24 protein-coding genes are annotated in these 20,017 nt (G+C 63.2%); 11 read left to right on the plus strand and 13 right to left on the minus strand.

What is annotated here, in order from left to right:
* Positions 1-14 precede the first annotated feature (14 nt).
* Together ACZ89F_RS18475 and ACZ89F_RS18480 are read right to left on the minus strand one after the other, a co-directional pair.
* Positions 15-353, minus strand: coding sequence for an ArsR/SmtB family transcription factor (locus tag ACZ89F_RS18475; protein ID WP_476093352.1), 339 nt, complete (start codon positions 351-353; stop codon positions 15-17).
* Between the two features lie 110 nt (positions 354-463).
* Positions 464-2,008, minus strand: coding sequence for a LysM peptidoglycan-binding domain-containing protein (locus tag ACZ89F_RS18480; protein WP_476093354.1), 1,545 nt, complete (start codon positions 2,006-2,008; stop codon positions 464-466).
* A gap of 126 nt (positions 2,009-2,134) precedes the next feature.
* Here ACZ89F_RS18480 and ACZ89F_RS18485 point away from each other — a divergent pair, with 126 nt between their 5' ends.
* On the plus strand, positions 2,135-2,746 hold the full coding sequence (locus tag ACZ89F_RS18485) for an LOG family protein (RefSeq protein ID WP_476093356.1): 612 nt from the start codon (positions 2,135-2,137) through the stop codon (positions 2,744-2,746).
* Positions 2,747-2,837: 91 nt separating this feature from the next.
* Here the strand turns inward: ACZ89F_RS18485 and ACZ89F_RS18490 are convergent, their stop codons facing one another.
* Positions 2,838-3,743, minus strand: coding sequence for a LysR substrate-binding domain-containing protein (locus ACZ89F_RS18490; protein WP_476093358.1), 906 nt, complete (start codon positions 3,741-3,743; stop codon positions 2,838-2,840).
* A gap of 111 nt (positions 3,744-3,854) precedes the next feature.
* On the opposite strand from ACZ89F_RS18490, the gene ACZ89F_RS18495 reads away from it, so the two are divergent.
* Both ACZ89F_RS18495 and ACZ89F_RS18500 read left to right on the plus strand, forming a co-directional pair.
* Positions 3,855-4,145, plus strand: coding sequence for a muconolactone Delta-isomerase family protein (locus tag ACZ89F_RS18495; RefSeq protein WP_476093360.1), 291 nt, complete (start codon positions 3,855-3,857; stop codon positions 4,143-4,145).
* 177 nt (positions 4,146-4,322) lie between these two features.
* Positions 4,323-5,321: a transporter gene (locus ACZ89F_RS18500; protein ID WP_476093361.1), complete on the plus strand. Its 999-nt coding sequence runs from the start codon at positions 4,323-4,325 to the stop codon at positions 5,319-5,321.
* A gap of 16 nt (positions 5,322-5,337) precedes the next feature.
* Here ACZ89F_RS18500 and ACZ89F_RS18505 read toward each other — a convergent pair whose 3' ends face one another.
* From ACZ89F_RS18505 to cysS, 8 genes are all read right to left on the minus strand, one after another.
* A complete protein-coding gene (locus tag ACZ89F_RS18505) occupies positions 5,338-6,024 on the minus strand; it encodes a glutathione S-transferase family protein (protein WP_476093363.1) in 687 nt (228 codons plus the stop codon).
* 10 nt (positions 6,025-6,034) lie between these two features.
* Positions 6,035-6,964 (minus strand): EamA family transporter RarD, encoded by a 930-nt coding sequence (rarD, locus tag ACZ89F_RS18510; protein ID WP_476093365.1) that lies wholly within the window; start codon positions 6,962-6,964, stop codon positions 6,035-6,037.
* A gap of 83 nt (positions 6,965-7,047) precedes the next feature.
* On the minus strand, positions 7,048-8,670 hold the full coding sequence (cimA, locus tag ACZ89F_RS18515; RefSeq protein ID WP_476093367.1) for a citramalate synthase: 1,623 nt from the start codon (positions 8,668-8,670) through the stop codon (positions 7,048-7,050).
* On the minus strand, positions 8,667-9,623 hold the full coding sequence (pip, locus tag ACZ89F_RS18520; protein ID WP_476093369.1) for a prolyl aminopeptidase: 957 nt from the start codon (positions 9,621-9,623) through the stop codon (positions 8,667-8,669). The genes cimA and pip overlap by 4 nt, the downstream gene beginning before the upstream one ends.
* A complete protein-coding gene (locus ACZ89F_RS18525) occupies positions 9,620-10,114 on the minus strand; it encodes a GFA family protein (protein WP_476093370.1) in 495 nt (164 codons plus the stop codon). Before ACZ89F_RS18525 ends, pip begins: the two co-directional genes overlap by 4 nt.
* The gene (locus ACZ89F_RS18530) at positions 10,090-10,581 is read right to left on the minus strand and encodes a GFA family protein (RefSeq protein WP_476093372.1); all 492 of its coding nucleotides are present in this window, start codon (positions 10,579-10,581) and stop codon (positions 10,090-10,092) included. Before ACZ89F_RS18530 ends, ACZ89F_RS18525 begins: the two co-directional genes overlap by 25 nt.
* A gap of 6 nt (positions 10,582-10,587) precedes the next feature.
* Positions 10,588-10,974: a VOC family protein gene (locus tag ACZ89F_RS18535; protein ID WP_476093374.1), complete on the minus strand. Its 387-nt coding sequence runs from the start codon at positions 10,972-10,974 to the stop codon at positions 10,588-10,590.
* Complete coding sequence (cysS, locus tag ACZ89F_RS18540; RefSeq protein WP_476093375.1) at positions 10,971-12,407, minus strand: cysteine--tRNA ligase; 1,437 nt, start codon at positions 12,405-12,407, stop codon at positions 10,971-10,973. Before cysS ends, ACZ89F_RS18535 begins: the two co-directional genes overlap by 4 nt.
* Before the next feature lie 392 nt (positions 12,408-12,799).
* Here cysS and ACZ89F_RS18545 point away from each other — a divergent pair, with 392 nt between their 5' ends.
* Positions 12,800-12,955 carry a hypothetical protein gene (locus tag ACZ89F_RS18545; RefSeq protein ID WP_476093377.1) on the plus strand — a complete coding sequence of 52 codons (156 nt, stop codon included), beginning with the start codon at positions 12,800-12,802 and terminating at the stop codon, positions 12,953-12,955.
* A gap of 71 nt (positions 12,956-13,026) precedes the next feature.
* Here ACZ89F_RS18545 and ACZ89F_RS18550 read toward each other — a convergent pair whose 3' ends face one another.
* Positions 13,027-13,788, minus strand: a complete 762-nt coding sequence (locus ACZ89F_RS18550; RefSeq protein ID WP_476093379.1) for an SOS response-associated peptidase — start codon at positions 13,786-13,788, stop codon at positions 13,027-13,029.
* Between the two features lie 127 nt (positions 13,789-13,915).
* On the opposite strand from ACZ89F_RS18550, the gene ACZ89F_RS18555 reads away from it, so the two are divergent.
* From ACZ89F_RS18555 to ACZ89F_RS18575, 5 genes are all read left to right on the plus strand, one after another.
* On the plus strand, positions 13,916-14,341 hold the full coding sequence (locus ACZ89F_RS18555) for an NUDIX hydrolase (protein WP_476093380.1): 426 nt from the start codon (positions 13,916-13,918) through the stop codon (positions 14,339-14,341).
* 100 nt (positions 14,342-14,441) lie between these two features.
* Positions 14,442-15,089, plus strand: a complete 648-nt coding sequence (locus ACZ89F_RS18560; RefSeq protein WP_476093382.1) for a hypothetical protein — start codon at positions 14,442-14,444, stop codon at positions 15,087-15,089.
* Positions 15,090-15,131: 42 nt separating this feature from the next.
* Positions 15,132-15,509 (plus strand): TIGR02301 family protein, encoded by a 378-nt coding sequence (locus ACZ89F_RS18565; protein WP_476093384.1) that lies wholly within the window; start codon positions 15,132-15,134, stop codon positions 15,507-15,509.
* A 465-nt stretch (positions 15,510-15,974) separates the two neighbouring features.
* The gene (locus ACZ89F_RS18570) at positions 15,975-16,232 is read left to right on the plus strand and encodes a hypothetical protein (RefSeq protein WP_008874920.1); all 258 of its coding nucleotides are present in this window, start codon (positions 15,975-15,977) and stop codon (positions 16,230-16,232) included.
* Positions 16,233-16,304: 72 nt separating this feature from the next.
* Positions 16,305-17,090 carry a hypothetical protein gene (locus ACZ89F_RS18575; RefSeq protein ID WP_476093385.1) on the plus strand — a complete coding sequence of 262 codons (786 nt, stop codon included), beginning with the start codon at positions 16,305-16,307 and terminating at the stop codon, positions 17,088-17,090.
* 14 nt (positions 17,091-17,104) lie between these two features.
* Here ACZ89F_RS18575 and ACZ89F_RS18580 read toward each other — a convergent pair whose 3' ends face one another.
* The gene (locus ACZ89F_RS18580) at positions 17,105-18,436 is read right to left on the minus strand and encodes a dihydroorotase (protein WP_476093386.1); all 1,332 of its coding nucleotides are present in this window, start codon (positions 18,434-18,436) and stop codon (positions 17,105-17,107) included.
* A gap of 75 nt (positions 18,437-18,511) precedes the next feature.
* On the opposite strand from ACZ89F_RS18580, the gene ygfZ reads away from it, so the two are divergent.
* Positions 18,512-19,372, plus strand: coding sequence for a CAF17-like 4Fe-4S cluster assembly/insertion protein YgfZ (ygfZ, locus tag ACZ89F_RS18585; protein ID WP_476093388.1), 861 nt, complete (start codon positions 18,512-18,514; stop codon positions 19,370-19,372).
* Positions 19,372-20,007, plus strand: a complete 636-nt coding sequence (locus ACZ89F_RS18590; RefSeq protein WP_476093389.1) for an HD domain-containing protein — start codon at positions 19,372-19,374, stop codon at positions 20,005-20,007. Before ygfZ ends, ACZ89F_RS18590 begins: the two co-directional genes overlap by 1 nt.
* Positions 20,008-20,017: the final 10 nt, after the last annotated feature.

Here is a 20,017-nt window from a genome sequence, read left to right on the forward strand (position 1 = left end):
TTATGTCTTTTTGACTAGCGGCCGGAGCAGCAGGAATTGACGAGGGCGGCCAGCGACGCCGAGACGTCGGCGAGCGCAGCGTGGTCGACCGCATAGCGCGAGCGCTGGCGATCAGGCTCGAAGCGGACCAGCCCGGCTTCGACCAGTATCTTCAAATGTTGTGACACGGTGGACTGCGCCAGATCGAAACGATCGACGACCTCGCGGCAGCAGCAGGAGTTGCTGGCCGACAGGTGCTTCAGGATTTCGATCCGCGCCGGGTGCGAAAGCGCTGCCAGCCGGGCGGCAACGGCGCGGCTGTCGGGCGCGGCATTCTCCGGAGGGCGGCAGCTGCTGGGAAGGGATTCGATCATCGTCCATCGGCGATAAACGATGACCGGGTCTGCGGCAAGCTGCCCTTATGGGCAGCGCTGGAGCTGCCGATCTCCCCTGTCGTGGGGAAGATCGGCTAATCGCCGAAGCGCTACTGCGTCTTGGCCGGCGCCGTCGTTGCCTGCTCGCCCATGGCCTTGAGGTCGGCGGCTTCGCCTTCCTTGGACTTTTCCGGAACCTTGAACACCTGCCCCGGCCAGATACGGTCGGGATCGCTGATCTGGTCCTGGTTGGCGAGGTAGATGGTCGAATAGCGCACGCCATGACCGTAGACGCGCCGCGAAATCCGCCACAGCGTGTCGTTGCGGCGGATGATGACGGCGCCGTCGGCATGTTCGAGCTTGGGCGCCACGGTCTCGGGCACATCGCTCGGCGGCGTCGCCGCTGCCACGGCCGGAGCCTCGGTGGCGGGAGCGGGCGTCGTGGCCGGTGCCGTGGCAACGGCAGGCGCCTCGGCGGCCGGCGCGGCAGGAGCCGGCGCGGGTTCCGCAGGGGCAGCCGCGACAACAGCGGGCGCTGTGGGTGCCGGGGGCGCCTCGGCGGCGGCAGGTGCGGCCGGCTTTGCTTCGGCGGGCTTTGGCTCAGCAGGCGCCACGGCGGCGATCGCTTCGCCCGGCTCACGTTCGAACGGCACGGCGGCGCGGGCCACCACTTTCACGCCGTCGGCATCGAGGCCGTCGACATGGATGGTGTAGCTGCCGACCGGAATGTCGCGCGTCGCCTCGACAAGGAAATGACCATCCGGCGACGTCTGCGCGTCACCGAGCAGGATGTCGTTGGCGTAGGCGCGCACCTTGCGGCCGGCATCGGCGAGGCCGGCGACAAAGATCTTGTTGCCGTCTATCTCGACCGCCTCGACGACGATCTTTGGTTCGGCTGCGGCTGGCGGCGTTGCCGGAGCCGGTGCTGCTTCAACCACGGCTGGCGCTGGAGCGGCTGATGCCGGAGCAGTTGCGGGCGCTTCGGGAGCAGCCGGCGCGGCAGCCTGGTCGCCTGCAGCCGGTGCGGCCAGCTTTGTCTCGGGCGCGGGAACCGTTAGCAGTTCGGCCGGCTTGCCCGGCTCCTCGACCATGGCCAGTACCTGGCCGGCCGCATCCTTGGGAACCGAAACGACGGCGGTCTGCACCGAGGGCGTTACGACATCGCCCGTGGTCGCGCGTAGCGCGATCGTATAGTCGCCAGGCTTCAGCGGATCATCGAGAATGATAACGAAGGCGCCATCGGGACCAGCTACGGTCGATCCAAGCACCGTCGAACCGCTGAGGATCTCGACCTTTGCATTCGGAGCCGCGTTGCCGGCGACGACGATCGAGCCATTGCTCTCGACGCGCACGACATCGAAGGACGGTGCGATCGGGCCGGCCGCGGCCGGCGCTGCCGCATCCGTCGCCGGTGCGGCCGGTGCCGTTGCCTGGGGCACAGCAGCGGGAGCAGCCGGGACCTCCGCTGGCGGCAGCCGCGCTTCCGTGCCGGGATCGGCCGGTTTCGGCGCCGCGGGTGGCGTCAGCGCCGCCACGTTCGCCGGCGGCGTGTGATTGAGATACGGGTCGAGTGCGCCCGATACATAGGCGGTTCCCGCGGCCGCAACGGTCCCACCCGCCGCGAACAGGAACGCCTTCAATGGATTAATTGCCATATTTGCCTACCCCTTAGCCACCTAACGCCGGTCTAGCCTGTTTTGCCAAAGCCGACAAGAAAAAGCCCGCCCTTGTTGACCCTTGGGGCTTGACCGCGCTTTCAGACCCAATCACCAATCATCGCCATGAACACGATTCGATCCGTCTGCGTCTATTGCGGCTCGTCTCCGGGCCGCGATGAAACCTATATAAAGGCCGGACACCTGCTCGGGCGCTCGATTGCCAAAGCCGGACTGCGGCTGGTCTATGGCGGCGGCACCAAAGGGATCATGGGCGCCGTCGCCGAAGGCGCGCTCAAGGCCGGCGGCCAGGTGACAGGCATCATTCCGCGCTTCCTGATCAACAGGGAGGCGACCGAAACCGCGCTTGACCGGCTCGATGAACTCTTGATCACCGACAACATGCACGAGCGCAAACACAAGATGTTCGAGAAATCCGACGCCTTTGTGGCGCTGCCGGGCGGCATCGGCACGGTCGAGGAGATCGTCGAGGTCATGACCTGGGGGCAGCTCGGCCATCATCGCAAGCCGATCGTCTTCGGCAATGTCGGCGGATTCTGGGATCCGATGCTGGCGTTGCTCGATCACATGGCTGCCGAGGGCTTCATCCACACCGCGCAGCGGGTCAAGCCGCTGGTCGTCGACGACCCCGAAGCGATCGTCGCCGCCATCATGGTGGCTGGCTCTTCCGTCGACGCGCCGACCGAAGGCGTGCAGTCGGTGATCGACAAGCTGTAGGGGGATAAGGGGGCAGTATGTGAATTGCCTGGAGTGCCTTCCCCTACTGCCCTACTGCCCTACTGCCCTACTGCCCTACTGCCCTACTGCCCTACTGCCCTACTGCCCTACCCTCTTCCCCAGCAGCCTGCCGCAAGCCGTCGATCACCGCGCGGCGGTCATGACGCCGCCAGGCAAGATAGATCGAAACCTTGCGGTCGAACCACGGCAGGTCGCGAAACACGATCCGTGACGGTGCGGCGGCACGCAGGCTGGCCTGCACCGTCGCCAGGCCGAGCCCGGCGCTGACCAGACCGAGCGAGGTCAGCGGGTCCGCCGTCTCATAGGCGATGTCGGGCAGAAAACCGGCCTTGGCGCAAGCGGCGAGGAACTGGCCACGATTGGTGTCGTCAGGCTGGCGCACGACGGTGATCCAGGTGTGGCCGTCGAGGTGATGCGGCCCGATCTCTGATATTTGGACGAGGGGATCATCTTCGGGGATCGCCAGCACCAGCGGTTCGTGCCGCAGCGCCATGGCAGTGACATCCGGGTCATCGTCGGCGGGCGGCGAGTAGACAAAGCCCAGATCGAGCGACCGTTGCCTCAGTCCCTCCAGTTGCGCCGCCGAACGGAGGTTCCTCAGTTGCAGGTGGTAATCCGGCCGGTCCCGGCGGAACTGACGCAGCATTCCGGCGACAAGCCCGGCATGCACGGCGCCTTCGACATAGCCGATGGCCAGCCGGCCGACGGCGCCGCTGGCCAGGTTGCGGCCGAACTCCTCCAAGCGTCGCGCATTGGACAGCAGCGCGCGGGCCTCGGTGAGGAAGGCGCGACCCTCGGTGTTGAGATGGACCCGCTGTTTTGCCCGTTCGAACAGGCTGACGCCAAGCTGCTCCTCGAGCTGCATGATCTGCCGGCTAAGCGGCGATTGCGAAATATGCAGCATTTCGGCGGCGCGCCCGACATTGCCGGTTTCGGCGACGGTGACGAAATACCTGATCTGGCGCAGGTCGAACATTTTTCCTCCGAGGTTCCAAGTCCCTTAGGGTCTCAACTTTAGCCTAATCAGTCTTGGACAGTCTGACCAGCCAGAAGCGATAGTCGGGCATCCCAACCAAAGGAGACCGCCATGCAGTTCTTTGCCCTTCTCACCCGCAACACCGCTGAGTTCACCGATGCCGATTTCGCGCCGCTTCTGCCCGATGAAGCCGAACAGCGGCGCACGCTCTACGCCGAAGGCGCGGTGCGCCAGGTCTGGAACCGAGGCGACATCCCGGGCAGCGGCATGATGTTCGAGGCAGCCGATGACGCAGAGGTTCGCGGCCATCTCGCCACCTTGCCGCTGGTCAAGGCCGGCATGATGGACATTGCCGCAATCGTGCCGCTCAGGCCCTACCCCGGCTTCGGCCCGAAGCATTGACAGGGCACAATCCGGGGTGGCGAAGGCGTCGCCACCGGATTGACGTGGGGGGCCGACAGACTGTGATCGGCTGTCAAGAAACCGTCACACGAAACCGGGTTCGCTCGTGCTAGATATCGAGGGTCAGGCGGCCGCCCTGCGGCGCCATGTTCGAAACCTGCATCTGGCACCGCGCCCATGGATATCGCTCTCGCCCCGGAAGGCACCGACCTGTCGCCTTACCTGCCCGACGAGCACGGCCTGTTCTTCATCTACCATTTCACGGCTGATGGCCTGCGCACCAAGGACCCAGCACAGGCGTGCTGGACCTGGCGCAGCTATCAGATCACCGACCTGCATGCACGCCAGGAGATCGGCACTGAGACGGCTTTGCCGAGGCCGGTGCGCGACGCCTTCCTTGCCCCCAGCCATGGCTGCCACATCGACTTTGAGGATGGCTGGCTCTATGGCGATCTGCCTGATCTCAAACACGACTTTTCGGAGGCACGCGGGCTCGTCCATTTCCGCTTCGCCTTCAACGACGCGGTGTTGATCGGCGCGCGCAAGCAGCCACTGGAATCGGTCGACGCCATTCGCAAGGCGGTGGAGAATGGATCGCGGAAATTCCGCTCGCCTGCGGAACTCATCGAGGCGGTCACGGGCCAGTCGCTCGACGGCATGGCGGCCGAGCTCGGCAAGCTTGGCGATACGCTCGACGGCATCGAGGACCGTGTCGTGCGCGACGCATGGCACAATGAACGACAAGCGCTGGTCGAAGCGCGCCGGCAATTGGTGGTGATCCATCGGCAGATGGCGACGATCACCAATCTGTTCCGGCATCTCGATCATGCGCATCGCAACGAGCTGCCTGACCCGATCAACGACATGGCGGTCAGGCTCTCGCAACGGGCGCATACTCTCTATCATGACGGCGAGCAGTTGCAGGCGCGCACAAGGCTGTTGCAGGACGAACTGATGGCCAAGCTGACCATGCAGTCGAACCAACTCCTCTATGTTCTCTCTGTCATGACGGCTGTGCTGTTGCCGATGACCATCATCTCGGGTCTGTTCGGCATGAATGTCGGCGGGCTGCCGCTGGTCGATACGCCGATTGGCTTCTGGGTGGTGACCGCGGTATCCATGGCTATCGCTGCGGCTACTTACCTGTTCGTCAGGCGGCTGGGCCGCGGATTATAGCGCCTGCCGACGGCTTTCACTCCGTGGCGCGAAGATCCTCGATGATGGTGCCGGCGGCGGCGACTTCCGCTTCGTGGTCGGGCTCGCGCCAGGTCTCGGCAAGGCCAGCCGCATACCATTCGCGCATCGCCGGCAGGGCAAGCAACTGCGCCGGATAGGTTGCAGCCGCACCCTCGAACGAGAGCCCATAGGACTGCGCACGAAACGCCACCGGGGCAAAGAAAGCGTCGACGGCGGTGAAATGAGCACCGGCCAGAAATGGCCCGCCGAAACGGGCGAGACCATCGTTCCAGAGATCGCCGAGGCGAAAGAGGTCCTGTTTCAGCGCATCGGACATCGGGAACGGCTCTACGCGCAGGCCGCAGCTCATCGGACAGGCGCCACGCAGTGCGGTAAAGCTCGAATGCATCTCGGCGGCGGCCGAGCGCGCCCAGGCGCGTGCCTTGGCTTCGACAGGCCACACACCATGGTGGCGCTCGGCCAGATACTCGGCGATGGCCAGCGAATCCCAGACCGCCCAGCCATCGTCGATCAGGCACGGCACCCGGCCACTCGGCGAGAACGGCCGGTAGAGGCTCCAGCTCGATCCGGTCGGGAATGGCGTCAGCCGCTCCTCGAACGGGATATCCAGCTCTCGCATCAACACCCAGGGCCGCAGCGACCACGAGGAATAGTTCTTGTTGGCGATGTGCAGCACGTACATTGGAGAGCCCTTACCTCGTAGTCTGCACCACCGGCCGAACTTCGCGGCCACGGAACATCGACCAGGAATAGACCGCCAAGGCCGCCCAGATCAGCGCAAAGGCGACGGCCTGGGTGGTGCCGAAAGGCTCGTCGAAGATCAGAACGGCGATCAGGAACACCATGGTCGGCGCGATGTACTGCATGATGCCGATGGTGGAGAGGCGCAGCAGTTTGGCGCCGAAGGCGAACAGGAGCAGCGGCACCGACGTGACCGGACCGCAGCCGATCAGCAAGGCCGTATCGACGCCACTGCTGGATACGATGTGGTCCTGTCCGGTCGCGATCAGGTAGACGATGTAGCCAAGTGCCGGCACCGACAGCAACAGAACTTCGAGCAGAAAACCCTGGCTCGGGCCGATCGGCAGCGTCTTGCGGAAGAAGCCGTAGGCGGCGAAGGAGAACGCCAGCGCCAGCGACACCCAGGGCAGCTTGCCGCCCTCTATGGTCAGCACCGCGACGGCGACGGCCGCCAGCACCACTGCCGCGATCTGCAGCCGGTCGAGCCGCTCGCCGAGCAGCAGCGCGCCGACGACGACGCTGACCAGCGGGTTGATGTAGTAGCCGAGCGCGGTTTCGACGGTGCGGTCGACCGCGATCGCCCAGACATAGATGCCCCAATTGACCGAGATCAGCGCCGCCGTCAGCGCGGCCATTGCGATGGTGCTCGGCGAACGCAGCGCCGCCTTGAAATCCGCCGTGCGGCCGGCCCAGATCAGAACGGCGGCGGCGATCGGCACCGACCAGACAATGCGATGGGCAATGACTTCGGCGAGCGGCAGATGAGCGACCGCCTTCATGTAAAAAGGCAGCAGCCCCCATAGCAGATAGGCGCCGAGTGCCAGCAGGAAGCCGCGACGGGCCTTGGAATCTGCGTCCAGGGTAATTGCTTCAGTGGCCATGGGCCAACGCTATGGCCCAGTCACCTTGGCAAGACCATCGCAAAGTTCTTATGGATCAATGGACTTTCGCTGATGGTTCAACTCTATTCGGCGGCCACCAGCCCGGCCATCTCGCGGTTCTTCATAAGCTTGTAGACGATGGAATCCATCAGCGCCTGGAACGAGGCATCGATGATGTTCTCGGAAACGCCGACCGTCCACCAGCGCACGCCGGTGCCGTCATGCGATTCGATCAGAACGCGGGTGATCGCCTCGGTGCCGCCATTGAGGATACGCACCTTGAAGTCGGCAAGCTCCATGTCGGCGATCTCGCCCTGGAATTTGCCGAGGTCCTTGCGCAGCGCGATGTCGAGTGCATTGACCGGGCCATGCCCCTCGGCCACCGACATCTTCTCCTCGCCATCGACCACCACCTTGACGATCGCTTCGGAGACCGTCTTCAACTGGCCGTTGGCATCGAAGCGGCGCTCGACCATGCAGCGGAACGAGGTGACGTTGAAGAATTCCGGCAGGCCGTGCAGCATCTTGCGCGCCAGGAGCTCGAAGCTGGCATCGGCGCCTTCATAGGCGTAGCCCTCGGCCTCGCGCTCCTTGACCACTGATATCAGCGCATCGAGCCGGCGATCGTCCTTCGGCACCTCAATGCCGCGCCGTTTCAGCTCGGCGAGGAAATTGGCCTTGCCGCCCTGGTCCGAAACCATGACGCGGCGGCGGTTGCCCACCGTTTCCGGAGGCACATGCTCATAGGTCGCCGGCTCCTTGGCCAGTGCGGAGGCATGGATGCCGGCCTTGGTGGCGAAGGCGGAAGCGCCGACATAGGGCGCCTGCGCTTCCGGGGCGCGGTTCAAGAGTTCGTCGAAGGCGCGCGACAGGCGCGAAATGCCAGTCAGTGCCTCAGTCGAAATGCCCGTTTCGAAACGATCGGCGAAGGCCGGCTTCAGCGCCAGGGTCGGCACGATCGAGATCAGGTTGGCGTTGCCGCAGCGCTCGCCAATGCCGTTGAGCGTACCCTGGATCTGGCGCACGCCGGCCTCGACCGCGGCGAGGGAGTTCGCCACGGCCTGGCCGGTGTCGTCATGGGCATGGATGCCGAGATGATTGCCTGAAATACCGGACGAAACAACCTTCTCGACGATGGCGCGGACTTCCGATGGCTGCGTGCCGCCATTGGTGTCGCACAGCACCACCCAGCGCGCGCCCGCATCGTAAGCGGTCCTGGCGCAGGCCAGCGCATAATCGGGATTGGCCTTGAAGCCGTCGAAGAAATGCTCGCAGTCAACCAATGCCTCCTTGCCGGCGGCGATCGCCGCCTCGACGGAGGCCTTGATGGCGTCGAGGTTCTCCTCATTGGTGCAGCCGAGCGCGACACGGACGTGATAATCCCAGCTCTTGGCGACGAAGCAGATGGCATCCGACTTCGATTGCACGAGTGACGCAAGGCCGGGATCGTTGGACGCCGATACTCCTGCCCGCTTGGTCATGCCGAAGGCGACGAATTGGGCGCGTGACGTGCGCTTCTCCTGGAAGAATGCTGTGTCGGTCGGATTGGCGCCGGGATAGCCACCTTCAACATAATCGAGACCAAAAGCGTCGAGCAGTCTGGCGATGGCGATCTTGTCCTCGACGGAAAAGTCGATGCCCGGCGTCTGCTGGCCATCGCGCAATGTGGTGTCGAAGAGATAGAGGCGCTCGCGGGTCATGGTCATTTGCCTGCAAACTTGTCCGTCGCGCGGACCAACCGGTCAAGGATACCCGGCTCCGAATAGGCATGACCGGCGCCCTCGATCAGGTGGAAATCCGCCTTCGGCCAGGCCTTGTGCAGCGCCCAGGCATAGCGCGCCGGGCACGGCATGTCGTAGCGGCCATGGACGATGGTGCCGGGAATGTCGCTCAGTCTGTGCGCGTCGCGCAGCAACTGCCCTTCCTCAAGCCAGCCGGCATGGACGAAATAGTGGTTCTCGATGCGGGCGAAGGCGACGGCATAGTCGTCCTGCCCAAACGGTCCGCTGGTCTCCGGCTCCGGCAACAGCGTGATCGTTTCGCCTTCCCACAGGCTCCAGGCGCGGGCAGCCTCGATCTGCGCCTTGCGATCCGTGCCGACCAGCCGCTTGCGGTAGGCGGCCATCATGTCGCCGCGCTCGGCCTCCGGGATTGGCGCCAGGAACCGCTCCCACTTGTCCGGAAACATCTCCGAGACGCCGAACTGATAGTACCATTCGAGTTCCGCACGCGTCAGCGTGTAGATGCCGCGCACCACCAGTTCGCTGACGCGTTCGGAATGCGTTTCGGCATAGGCGAGCGCAAGCGTGGAGCCCCAGGAGCCGCCGAACACCAGCCATTTGTCGAAGCCGGCCATCTCGCGCAGCCGTTCGATATCGGCGACCAGGTGCCATGTCGTGTTGGCTTCGAGCGAGGCGTTGGGCGTCGATTTTCCGCAGCCGCGCTGGTCGAACAGGATGACATCGTAAAGCTTCGGGTCGAACAGCCGCCTGTGTTTTGGCGAAATGGTGCCGCCCGGCCCGCCATGCAGGAACACGGCCGGCTTGGCGCCCTTGGTGCCGGAGCGCTCCCAGTAGACCTGATGGCCGTCGCCGACATCGAGCATGCCGGCATCGAACGCCTCGATCTCCGGGTAAAGCGTACGCAATTGACTGCTCATAGTTGCAAACCTTTGGTCGGCCAGTCCGCTGTTTCATGGTCGGGGTGCTGGAAGGAGATGATGGATTCCTGCCTGTTGTAGTAGTCAGGATCCTGGTGGACAGGCTGATCGAAGATCGTCTCCACCCAGGGCAGCCGCGCGGCGTAGTTGACCTGGATCTGCGGGGCGAGATCGGAGCGGTCGTCGAAAGCGCCGATGGCGATCTCAAGCCCTCCGGGCTGCCGGTAGGTCAGCGGCGTCCCGCAGCGGGCGCAGAAACCACGATCGATGTTGACCGACGACTGGAAATAGCTCGGCTCTTCATGGGTCCATTCGACGCCATCCCTGGGCACCGTGACCAGCGCCCCGAAGAACGAGCCGAACTGTTTCTGGCACATGCGGCAATGGCAGATCGACGGACGGCCGAGCGCCCCATGAATGCGGAAACGCACGGCGCCGCACTGGCAGCCACCGGTTCTTACTGTGGTCATGGCTTTTCCTTCGGCGGCCATTGTTCGGTGTCGTGGTCGGGATGCTGGTAGGAGACGAGATCGGCCAGATAGGGGGCCGACGACATGTCGGCCATCGTGTCCTCGCCCGGCAGTTGCGGGATCGTATCGACATAGGGCAGCTTTGCCTCGGTGCCCCACTGGATCAGCGGCACGATCTCCGCCGGATTGTCGAACGCACCGATGGCGAGGCCAACACCGTCCGGCGCGGTGAAGGTCAATGGCGTGCCGCAATTGGCACAGAAGCCACGATCGACATGGTTGGAGGAGCGGAAGTATTTCGGCTCGCCACGCGTCCAGTCGAGCCTGGCGCCGCGCACCGACACCAGTGGCGCGTAAAACGCGCCGAACGCCTTCTGGCACATGCGGCAATGGCAGATCGAGGCGTCACCAAGCGTGCCCTCGACGCGAAAGCGCACCGCGCCGCATTGGCAGCCGCCGGTGTAGATCGGCCGGTTGTCGAGGCTCATCACCGTTCACTCCGGGGCATGGCAGACGGCCTCGACATTGTTGCCGTCGGGATCGAAGACGAAGGCGGCGTAGTAGTCCGGGTGATAGTGCGGGCGCAGGCCCGGCCCGCCATTGTCCCTGCCGCCGGAGGCGAGTGCCGCGGCATAAAAGGCTTCGACCTCGGCGCGGCTGCGCGCGGTGAAGGCGACATGCTGGTGATCCCTGGGCTTGTCCTTGCCAGTGCTCAGCCAGAACACCGGCCGGTCACGGCCATAACCACCGACCTTGGCGCCGCCGGTATATTCCAGCGGCACCATGTAAAGCAGCGCGGCACCCAGCGGCGCCATCGCCTTGTCGTAGAAAGCCTTCGAAGCGTCGAAATCGGCAACGGTGATGCCGAGATGGTCGATCATCTTTTTACCTCCCAGGTGGTGATGCGCTCCCCAGTGACCGGGTCCTTGCCGTCCTTCAACTGTACACCTTGTGCCAGCAGGTCGTCGCGGATGCGGTCGGCCTCGGCCCAATTCTTGGCAGCAATGAGCGCGAGGCGATTGGCGATAGCCTTGGCGACGTGGTCTTCATCCACCTTCGCCGACGCGACATCGAAGCCGAGGAACAGCAGCGACGCCTTCAGCGCAGCCGCCGCAGCGTTGCCGTCCGCTGCCTCGCCGGCCAACTGGGTCAGGACCTGGAAGGCGGCATAGGTGGCGAGATCGTCGGACAAGGCATCGATGATCTCCACGGGCAACTGCCCTGCCGCCGCCGGTGCGAGGTCGGCCGCCCGCTTCCATTTGCGCAGCATGTTCTCGGCCTCTTCCAGCTTGCGCACGGAAAAGTCGATCGGCTCGCGATAATGCGTCATCAGCATCGCCAGCCGCAGCACCTCGCCCGGCCATTTGCGGCCGCCAAAGGTCTCGGTCTCCAGGAGCTCGTTGATCGAATAGAAATTGCCGAGGCTCTTCGACATCTTCTGCCCTTCGACCTGCAGGAAGCCGTTATGCATCCAGATGTTGGCCATCACGTCGGTGCCATGGGCGCAGCGCGACTGGGCGATCTCGTTCTCGTGGTGCGGGAAGATCAGGTCGAGGCCGCCGCCATGGATGTCGAAGACCTCGCCGAGATAGGCGGCCGACATTGCCGAGCATTCGATGTGCCAGCCTGGGCGGCCCCTGCCCCAGGGCGAATTCCATCCCGGCTCCTCCGGCGACGACAGCTTCCAGAGGACAAAATCGCTGGGATTTTTCTTGTGCGCGTCGACAGCGACGCGAGCGCCCGCCTGCTGCTCGTCGAGATTGCGCTTCGATAGCTGGCCGTAGTCGGGCATCGACGCCGTGTCGAACAGGACTTCACCTGCGGCAACATAGGCATGGCCGCGTTCGATCAGGCTTTGAATCAAGGTGATCATGTCGACCTTGCCGTCGGCGCGAGGCTCGACGAATTCGGTGGCGCGCGGTTCGACCGTCGGCTCCAGGCAGCCGAGAACCGCCACGTCCCTGTGGAACTGGTCTGCGGTCTTTTCGGTCACCCGCCGGATCGCCTCGTTGAGCGACAGTTTTCCCGAAGAAATCTCGGCGCCGAAATCACGCAGCGCGCGGGCGTTAATCTTGTCATCGACATCTGTGATGTTGCGCACATACGTGACGTGCGCCTCGCCATAGACTTGGCGCAACAAACGGAACAGCACGTCGAAGACGATCACCGGCCTGGCATTGCCGATATGGGCAAAGTCGTAGACGGTCGGGCCGCAGACATACATGCGCACGTTGTCTGGATCGATGGGGACGAAATCCTCTTTCGTCCGCGTCAGCGTGTTGTAGAGGCGCAGGCCCTGCGATGCGTCAGACATTCGTGCCTTCCCGGTTCAGAACTCAATTTGGATGGAGCCAGCCCTGCGCGAGACGCAAATCAGGCTCCAGCCTGCTGGCCGGGGCGTTTGTCCAATCTGGGGAAAGATGAGGCGAAAACGTCCGGACCAGCGCAAGGCTAGCCAATAATGCAAATGCCACAAATGGCGAAAGACGTTTTCATGGGCGGCTTTATCGCCTTGGCTTGTGTTGCCGTCAAGTCGCAAGTTTCGGCAAAAACGTCGCTGGATCACAGGTAATGACCCAGTGAAACATTTTATTAAACATGTCGGCACAGTCATGAAACATTCGCCGGCTAGATCAGCAGGCGTCACGATTTGGTCAGAATCGGCCATCAAACGCAGACACGAAAATGTTACCAGGGAAGAGAGACATGCCCCGAAGCACGCAGGAATCCAACCGCGCCAAGCAACCGGCGCTGGCCAACCACTATCGCGCAATCGGTCCGGCCGCGATCGTCGCCGCCCTTCTCCACACCGCGAAGAAGAAGAAGCCGGCGCAGAAGATCGTATCTCCCCGCGCTGCCTGAAGCGGTGCGCGGCCGGCGCCAAAGGCGCTTGGCATGAGGGCGCTGACATGCGCCTTTGAAGAACACCTGAGCTAGAACAACGCCATCTGACTGTCGTCAGCGCCCGGCTTCTGGCGCTTGACCTTCTCGGGCTCCGGCCCGATCTCGCCCCGCTCCTGGATTTCCGGTCCGTTGTTGGCGACCTTGTTGACGAGGTCGGAGACGGGAATTGCCTCGAAGAAATCCAACTGCGCCGGCCGCAACAGGTCGGCGACATCGCGCGGCTCGAGCGTGCGGCAATCCAGCCAGCGGGCGAAATCCCTGGGATCGATCACCACCGGCATGCGGTCGTGGATATGGGCGATGTCCGCATTGGCGTTGATGGTCAGGATGGCCCCGGTGTCCATTTCCGAACCGCCCGGCTCGGCATAGGTCTCGATCAGGCCGGCGAAGGCGACCAACCCGCCATGTCTTGGGCGTATCCAGTAGGGTTGCCCCTTCTTGCCGCCGGTTTGCCGCCACTCATAGAAACCGGATGCCGGCACCAGCGCACGGCGATGGCGCATGGCCGCTTTGAACGAGGCTTTTTCGGCGGCACCCTCAGAGCGCGCGTTGAACAGCAGCGGAAACTCGCGTGTGTCCTTGACCCAGGTCGGGATCAGCCCCCAGCGCACCAGCATCGGCTGCCGGTCCGGCAGATTCGAGCCCGGCGCCCGCGGGGCTCCGGCGATCGCCATCAGGATCGGCTGCGTCGGCGCGATGTTGTAGCGCGCCGGAAAATCCTCAAGCCCCGCTACGTCCAGAAAGGCGGCGGTCTGATCCGGCGTCGCGGTCAAGGCAAAACGTCCGCACATGGTCGATTGGCGCCCTTCGAATGGTTCGCCTTGAAAGTGCCGATGCAACCGGCGTTGCGCAACCGCTAAAGCTTGCCCATGCTGGGCGGTCCACAACAGACCTGCCTTCATGCCTGATCGGGAATCCATGAACGAAGCGCGCAAGACACTCCTGGCAGTCTCCGTCGCCGTCGTGCGGGCAGACACCGTGCTTCTGGTCAAGCGAGCCCGGCAACCCTCGCAAGGGCTCTATGCCTTTCCCGGCGGCAAGGTCGACCCCGGCGAGACGCTGGAGGCAGCGGTAGAGCGCGAACTTCTGGAAGAAACCGGTTTACGCGCCACAAATTATCGCCCGCTTCGGGAAATCCACATCGACGGCAGGGATGACAGCCACCCGGTCGATTATCGCCTTACGGTCTTCGGCGCCGCCTATGCCGGCGGCGAGGCAGTTGCCAGCGACGACGCCGAGACGGCCGCCTTCTACACGCTCAGTGAGATGGCGGCGCTGCCGCTCGCAGGCTCGGTGTTCGCGGTGGCCGAAGACTTGTTGAATCCCGGCGGAGACGCTGACTAGAAGCGATGTTCGCGATCGACGTTGCACGGTTGAGGCCAAGTATCTTAGCATTGCATATTAACGATACATTCCCGAAGAAACCGTCGAAAGGCGATGGCCTGTGCCAAATTCAAAACCAAAAGAAGCAACAAAACCCGACAAAAACCCACTTCTCATCGCCGCATTCAACTCGGTCAGGGCGGAAATCATCGAGAGAATAAAAATGAGGGACCAAGCTCTGTATATCTACATTGCTGGTGTGGGCGCTTTTTTCTCGTTCACTTTCTCGATCCAAAAATCAATGATCGGCACCTGCAACGGGATATCAATCGAGTATTTCTTACTTCTTCCGCTACCAATATTCTCGTTAATAATGACCTTGATAATCCTCCAGCATCACATCTTCATAGAAAAACTCTGGCGCTACCTGCGTGAAGATCTTTCAAAGGAAATCGACGTCGTTTTCTGGGATTGGTCGAACCGGCCAATTGACCGGGCTCCATCTCTCGCGTTCAATCGAACATTGGTTCAGGTTTTATGCCTTACATTGCCACTCGGCTATGAACTGTCGTTCCTCGGGTCGTCGATATATCTTTGCCGCACCGTGGACATCGCCCTGTATATCAAGCTGCTGGGCGTCGCCCTGAGTTTGGGGGTGGCTACCTACATTCTCTACCTTCATGTCGCAGTGCATCTATTCAGACGCCAAGCATACAATCCCAAGTTGACGACAGTTAGCGTCCCCGGTGGGGTAAACACGCAGCCCTGAAAATCGCCTTGCGGGCGACAAATTGTTTCGTCACAAAGGCTTATGAACCGCCTCTCTCCATTCCTCGCTATATGTCTTGCCGTCAGCGCGGCCGTTTCGATACGGCCCGCGTTCAGCGCCGAGTCGCCGTTCGAGCCGGGGCTGATGCGATTGGCTGAGGTTTTGGGGTCACTGCATTTCCTGCGCAATTTGTGCGGCGAGAAGGGCGACCAGTGGCGTGCCGAGATGGAGAAACTGCTCGATTCGGAAAATCCGGATGCAGAGCGGCGCGCCCGCTTCATCGCCAGCTTCAATCGCGGCTACCGCTCGTTCGGCGGCACCTATACGCGGTGCACGCCCTCGGCGACCGAAGCTATCAGCCGTTACATGAAGGAAGGCGAGACGCTGTCGCGCGACATCGCCTCGCGTTACGGCAACTAAACATGTCGCCCAAAAGCGCGCAGCGGTTTTGGGACAACGATATGCATAAAACAAAAAGCTTAAAGCGAGTCGCCTGAATCCGATTAAACGCGCCGTGCTTCAGGCATTCCGAACTGCTCATCAACAACTATCCGGGCCATTGCTGGTGACAGCCGACACATCCGGCTTGTGCCAGTGGATATCTTGGTGCAATCCTTATGTTGCACTTCTGCAACAGTATTAACGAAACCTTACTGCGCGAAAGCGGAATTAACTCAAACTGAAGGTTTTCGCCCCGCAGGCCGCCCCAATCGGCTAAGTTTGACTCGAGCTGAACGCAGCTTCGCACAAGGCAATCGGGCTTTGTAAAAGACGATCAAAAAAATGTCGTATTTACAAATACTTAATTGACCCCGCGTGTGAAATGAACAGATCAGGCCTGATCCACGACGACGGATCGCTGCTTGAAAGGGTGGACATTCGCTTATGGAACATGGTGTCAACGACATCGACGCGCTGGTCAGGGAAGAAAAACGCCTGACCGCCGTGGAAAGCCACAGCGAGGCCTGGGCGGAAGGTCTCTCCGCCGGCATAGAGCCAGAGATCATTGCCGAAGCAGCGCTCGAAACCGCCTTCGGCGAGATGTTGCGTGCCAATGGCGAGACCTCGGCCCTTGCCCTGCTCGACCGTATGCGTGAAAAGGTGATTGCTGGCGCCTTCGAACCCGAACGGCTGCGGCACTGAACCGACGTCCGGTTCTTTGACGGCAAAATGCCGCTCGGGCGCGTCATGCCCGGAAGCAGGGAGAAACGGGCAGTGAGTTTTCCGATGTCAGGCAAGCCGCGTGGCTTTGTCCTCTGCATCTCCTTCGCCGCTTGCTGTGCCGCGATTCCCCTGATTGTGTGTCTCGCGAGCAGCCCCGCCTATGCGCTGAGCGAGATCAAGCGCGAAGAGCTCCCGCCAACAGTCACGCCGCCGGCGGACGATGACATGTCGCCTCCGGGAAGCACCGTGCCAATGCCCAACCCGGTCGGAACGCCGCCTCCGGCCAGCCAACCGGCTGCTCCTGAGGCCGAGCCGGACAGTCCGGCGGATGGCGGCGTGACCAGACCGCGCGTCGATCCAGACACGCCGGTACCCGAGGTTGTCTACGATCTCGCCAAGCTGCCGGAGCCGGTACGGCGCATGCACGACCTCATCGTCGAAGCCTGCAAGGGCGGCGACATCGAAAAGCTGCGGCCCTTGATCGGCAAGGGCGACAGCGCCACGCAGATATCGCTGACCGACATAGACGGCGACGCCATCGCCTTCCTCAAGGGGCTCTCCGGCGACCCGGACGGCCAGGAGATCCTGGCCATCCTGGAGGAGGTGCTCGATGCTGGCTACGTCCACCTCGATGCCGGCACGCCACAGGAGCTTTACGTGTGGCCGTATTTCTTCGCCCTGCCGCTGGACAAGCTGGACGCCAAGCAGCGGGTCGAACTGTTCAAGATCGTCACCGCCGGCGATTTCGACGACATGAAGCAGTTCGGCGCCTATATCTTCTATCGTGTCGGCATCACGCCTGCCGGGCAGTGGACATTCTTCGTCGCCGGGGATTGAGCCTCGTAGGGAATCTAGACGACAAGGGCCTCGGAAAACTCCACCGCTTTGCCCTGGCTTGGCGTGGCGATCTCGCCTTCCCACATGACGCGCCGGCCGCGAATGACGGTGCCGACCGGCCAGCCGGTCACTTCTCTCCCGTCATAAGGCGTCCAGCCGGCTTTCGAGCCGGCCTGCGCATTGGTGATGGTCTGGCGCCGTTTCATATCGACGATGGTGAAGTCGGCGTCGTAGCCGGCGGCGATGCGGCCCTTTCTCGCCATGCCGAAGATGCGTTGCGGGCCGTGGCTCGACAGGTCGACAAAGCGCTGCAAGGTCAGCCGGCCGGCATTGACGTGGTCGAGCATGATCGGCACCAGCGTCTGCACGCCGGTCATCCCCGACGGCGAGGCCGGATAGGGCTTGGCCTTCTCGGCCAGCGTGTGCGGCGCGTGGTCGGAGCCGAGCACATCGACGATGCCCTGCGCAATGCCGTGCCAGACGCCGTCGCGATGGCGCGCGGCGCGCACCGGCGGGTTCATCTGGATCAGCGTGCCAAGCCTGAGATAGTCGTCGGCGCTTAGCGTCAAATGGTGCGGCGTCGCCTCGCAGGTCGCGACATCCTTGTGCTGTTCGAGGAACAAAACCTCCTCGGCGGTCGAGATGTGCAGGACATGAATGCGGGCGCGAACTTGCTGAGCGATGCGCACCAGCCGTTCGGTGCAGCGCAAGGCGGCGATCTCGTCGCGCCAGACCGAGTGCGATGAAGGATCGCCCTCGATGCGTTCGCCAAGACGCTCGCGCAGCCGGAATTCGTCTTCCGAATGAAAGGCGGCGCGGCGGCGCGTGTTCCGGAGGATCGATGCCACGCCCTCGTCGTCCTCGACCAGCAGATCGCCGGTGGACGAGCCCATGAAAACCTTGATCCCGGCCGCGCCCGGCAATCGCTCAAGCTCGCCGACATCCCCGGCGTTTTCGCGGGTGCCACCGACCCAGAAGGCGAAATCGCAATGCATACGACCACTGCCACGCCGAACCTTGTCGGCAAGCGCTGCCTCGCTGGTGGTCAAAGGATTGGTGTTGGGCATCTCGAACACGGCGGTGACGCCGCCAAGCACGGCCGCGCGCGAACCCGTTTCCAGGTCTTCCTTGTGCTCCAGTCCCGGCTCACGAAAGTGCACCTGGCTATCGATGACGCCTGGCAGGATATGCAGGCCGCGGCAGTCGATCGTCTCGCCGGCCGAGGCCTGGCGGAGATCGCCGATGGCAGCGATGCGCCCATCCTTCACGCCGATGTCGCGAGCCCCTTCGCCGTCATGGTTGACCACTGTGCCGCCTGTCAGGATGAGGTCGTAGATCATGGCCATGCTCTCTTGCGGGGGGAGTGCCAGCGGCTTACGTAAAGGCCGACCGTTTTGCAAGATCAGGTTGCTTTTCCGCCCATGCCCTTTGCCCAGCTCAAAGACCGCGCCCTCATTTCCGTGTCAGGCCCGGATGCCGAGCATTTTCTGCAGAACATCCTGACCACCGATCTCGACATCCTGGCTCCCGGCGAAGCCAAACCCGGTGCGCTGCTGACGCCGCAAGGCAAGATCCTGTTCGATTTCCTGATCTCGCGCGACGGTGAGACTGCATTCCGGCTGGAATGCCGGGCCGACATAGCGGACGATTTCGTACGCCGGCTGACGCTCTACAAACTGCGCGCCAAGATCGAGATTGCCAAGGCGGATCAGGCGTTTGTCACCGTCGCGTGGGGACATGAATCAACATCCTCACAATCTGATTCAACGGCGGCCGCCGACACGCGCTTTCCGAATGGCGCCGTCACGCGTTCCTATGGCGAAACAGATGAGCGCAGCGATCTTGCCGCGTGGCAGGCCTTCCGCATTGCCGGCGGCATTGCCGAAAGTGGCAGCGACTACCAACTCGGAGACGCCTTCCCCCATGACGTGCTGCTGGACGAAACCGGCGGCGTCGGCTTCAAGAAGGGCTGCTATGTCGGCCAGGAGGTCGTCTCGCGCATGCAGCATCGCGGCACGGCCAGGCGGCGTGTGCTGATTGCATCGGCCGACAGGCCCCTGCCCGCACCGGGCACCGAGCTAACCGTTGCAGGTCGGCCGGTTGGCACGCTCGGCTCGACCGTCGGCACGACCGGTCTGGCCATTGCACGCATCGACCGGGTCAAGGCGGCGCTCGACGCCGGCCAGCCGATCATGGCCGGGGACGCCACCGTTTCACTCGCCATCCCGGTCTGGGCAAAATTCGCCTTCCCGCAGGAAGCCGTCAGCGCGGAGGAGGCCTGATGGCCGCCGATCGCGTCGGCGCGCCAGCACGCGCCTGGCAGCGCATGCTGTCGGGCCGCCGGCTCGACCTGCTCGACCCCTCGCCGCTCGATATCGAGATCTCGGACATTGCGCATGGGCTGGCCCGCGTTGCCCGCTGGAACGGCCAGACCAGCGGCGAGCACGCCTTTTCGGTCGCCCAGCACTCGCTGCTGGTCGAGGCGCTGTACTGCGACCTGGTGCCTGAGGCTTCGGCCGACGCCAGGCTGGCAGCGCTGCTGCACGACGCTCCCGAATATGTCATCGGCGACATGATCTCGCCGTTCAAATCGGTGATGGGAGGCAGCTACAAGGACTGTGAATTGCGACTGCAGCGCGCCATCCATTTGCGCTTCTCGTTGCCGCCGGAACCAGCCGCTGCGCTGCGCAAGGAGATCAAGCGCGCCGACCAGATCGCCGCATACTTCGAGGCAACGCTGCTCGCCGGCTTTTCGACCGCCGAGGCGACCGAGTTCTTCGGCCGTCCGCGCGGCTTCAATGCCTCCCGCTTCGATTTCACGCCACGCTCGGTGACCTGGGCGCAAAATGCGTTCCTGAAGCGTTTTTCGGAGATCGAGACGTCGCGGCATCAGGTTTCGGCACCCGCCGTTGGCTGAAAAACGCTAA

It is taken from the genome of Mesorhizobium sp. USDA 3734 (genome assembly GCF_056279665.1).

Excerpts from the sequence above, each read along its gene's own strand:
- ACZ89F_RS18475 (WP_476093352.1), bottom strand. The coding sequence starts at position 353 with ATGATCGAATCCCTTCCCAGCAGCTGCCGCCCTCCGGAGAATGCCGCG.
- ACZ89F_RS18480 (WP_476093354.1), bottom strand. The coding sequence starts at position 2,008 with ATGGCAATTAATCCATTGAAGGCGTTCCTGTTCGCGGCGGGTGGGACC.
- ACZ89F_RS18485 (WP_476093356.1), top strand. The coding sequence starts at position 2,135 with ATGAACACGATTCGATCCGTCTGCGTCTATTGCGGCTCGTCTCCGGGC.
- ACZ89F_RS18490 (WP_476093358.1), bottom strand. The coding sequence starts at position 3,743 with ATGTTCGACCTGCGCCAGATCAGGTATTTCGTCACCGTCGCCGAAACC.
- ACZ89F_RS18495 (WP_476093360.1), top strand. The coding sequence starts at position 3,855 with ATGCAGTTCTTTGCCCTTCTCACCCGCAACACCGCTGAGTTCACCGAT.
- ACZ89F_RS18500 (WP_476093361.1), top strand. The coding sequence starts at position 4,323 with ATGGATATCGCTCTCGCCCCGGAAGGCACCGACCTGTCGCCTTACCTG.
- ACZ89F_RS18505 (WP_476093363.1), bottom strand. The coding sequence starts at position 6,024 with ATGTACGTGCTGCACATCGCCAACAAGAACTATTCCTCGTGGTCGCTG.
- rarD (WP_476093365.1), bottom strand. The coding sequence starts at position 6,964 with ATGGCCACTGAAGCAATTACCCTGGACGCAGATTCCAAGGCCCGTCGC.
- cimA (WP_476093367.1), bottom strand. The coding sequence starts at position 8,670 with ATGACCATGACCCGCGAGCGCCTCTATCTCTTCGACACCACATTGCGC.
- pip (WP_476093369.1), bottom strand. The coding sequence starts at position 9,623 with ATGAGCAGTCAATTGCGTACGCTTTACCCGGAGATCGAGGCGTTCGAT.
- ACZ89F_RS18525 (WP_476093370.1), bottom strand. The coding sequence starts at position 10,114 with ATGGCCGCCGAAGGAAAAGCCATGACCACAGTAAGAACCGGTGGCTGC.
- ACZ89F_RS18530 (WP_476093372.1), bottom strand. The coding sequence starts at position 10,581 with ATGAGCCTCGACAACCGGCCGATCTACACCGGCGGCTGCCAATGCGGC.
- ACZ89F_RS18535 (WP_476093374.1), bottom strand. The coding sequence starts at position 10,974 with ATGATCGACCATCTCGGCATCACCGTTGCCGATTTCGACGCTTCGAAG.
- cysS (WP_476093375.1), bottom strand. The coding sequence starts at position 12,407 with ATGTCTGACGCATCGCAGGGCCTGCGCCTCTACAACACGCTGACGCGG.
- ACZ89F_RS18545 (WP_476093377.1), top strand. The coding sequence starts at position 12,800 with ATGCCCCGAAGCACGCAGGAATCCAACCGCGCCAAGCAACCGGCGCTG.
- ACZ89F_RS18550 (WP_476093379.1), bottom strand. The coding sequence starts at position 13,788 with ATGTGCGGACGTTTTGCCTTGACCGCGACGCCGGATCAGACCGCCGCC.
- ACZ89F_RS18555 (WP_476093380.1), top strand. The coding sequence starts at position 13,916 with ATGAACGAAGCGCGCAAGACACTCCTGGCAGTCTCCGTCGCCGTCGTG.
- ACZ89F_RS18565 (WP_476093384.1), top strand. The coding sequence starts at position 15,132 with ATGAACCGCCTCTCTCCATTCCTCGCTATATGTCTTGCCGTCAGCGCG.
- ACZ89F_RS18570 (WP_008874920.1), top strand. The coding sequence starts at position 15,975 with ATGGAACATGGTGTCAACGACATCGACGCGCTGGTCAGGGAAGAAAAA.
- ACZ89F_RS18580 (WP_476093386.1), bottom strand. The coding sequence starts at position 18,436 with ATGGCCATGATCTACGACCTCATCCTGACAGGCGGCACAGTGGTCAAC.
- ygfZ (WP_476093388.1), top strand. The coding sequence starts at position 18,512 with ATGCCCTTTGCCCAGCTCAAAGACCGCGCCCTCATTTCCGTGTCAGGC.
- ACZ89F_RS18590 (WP_476093389.1), top strand. The coding sequence starts at position 19,372 with ATGGCCGCCGATCGCGTCGGCGCGCCAGCACGCGCCTGGCAGCGCATG.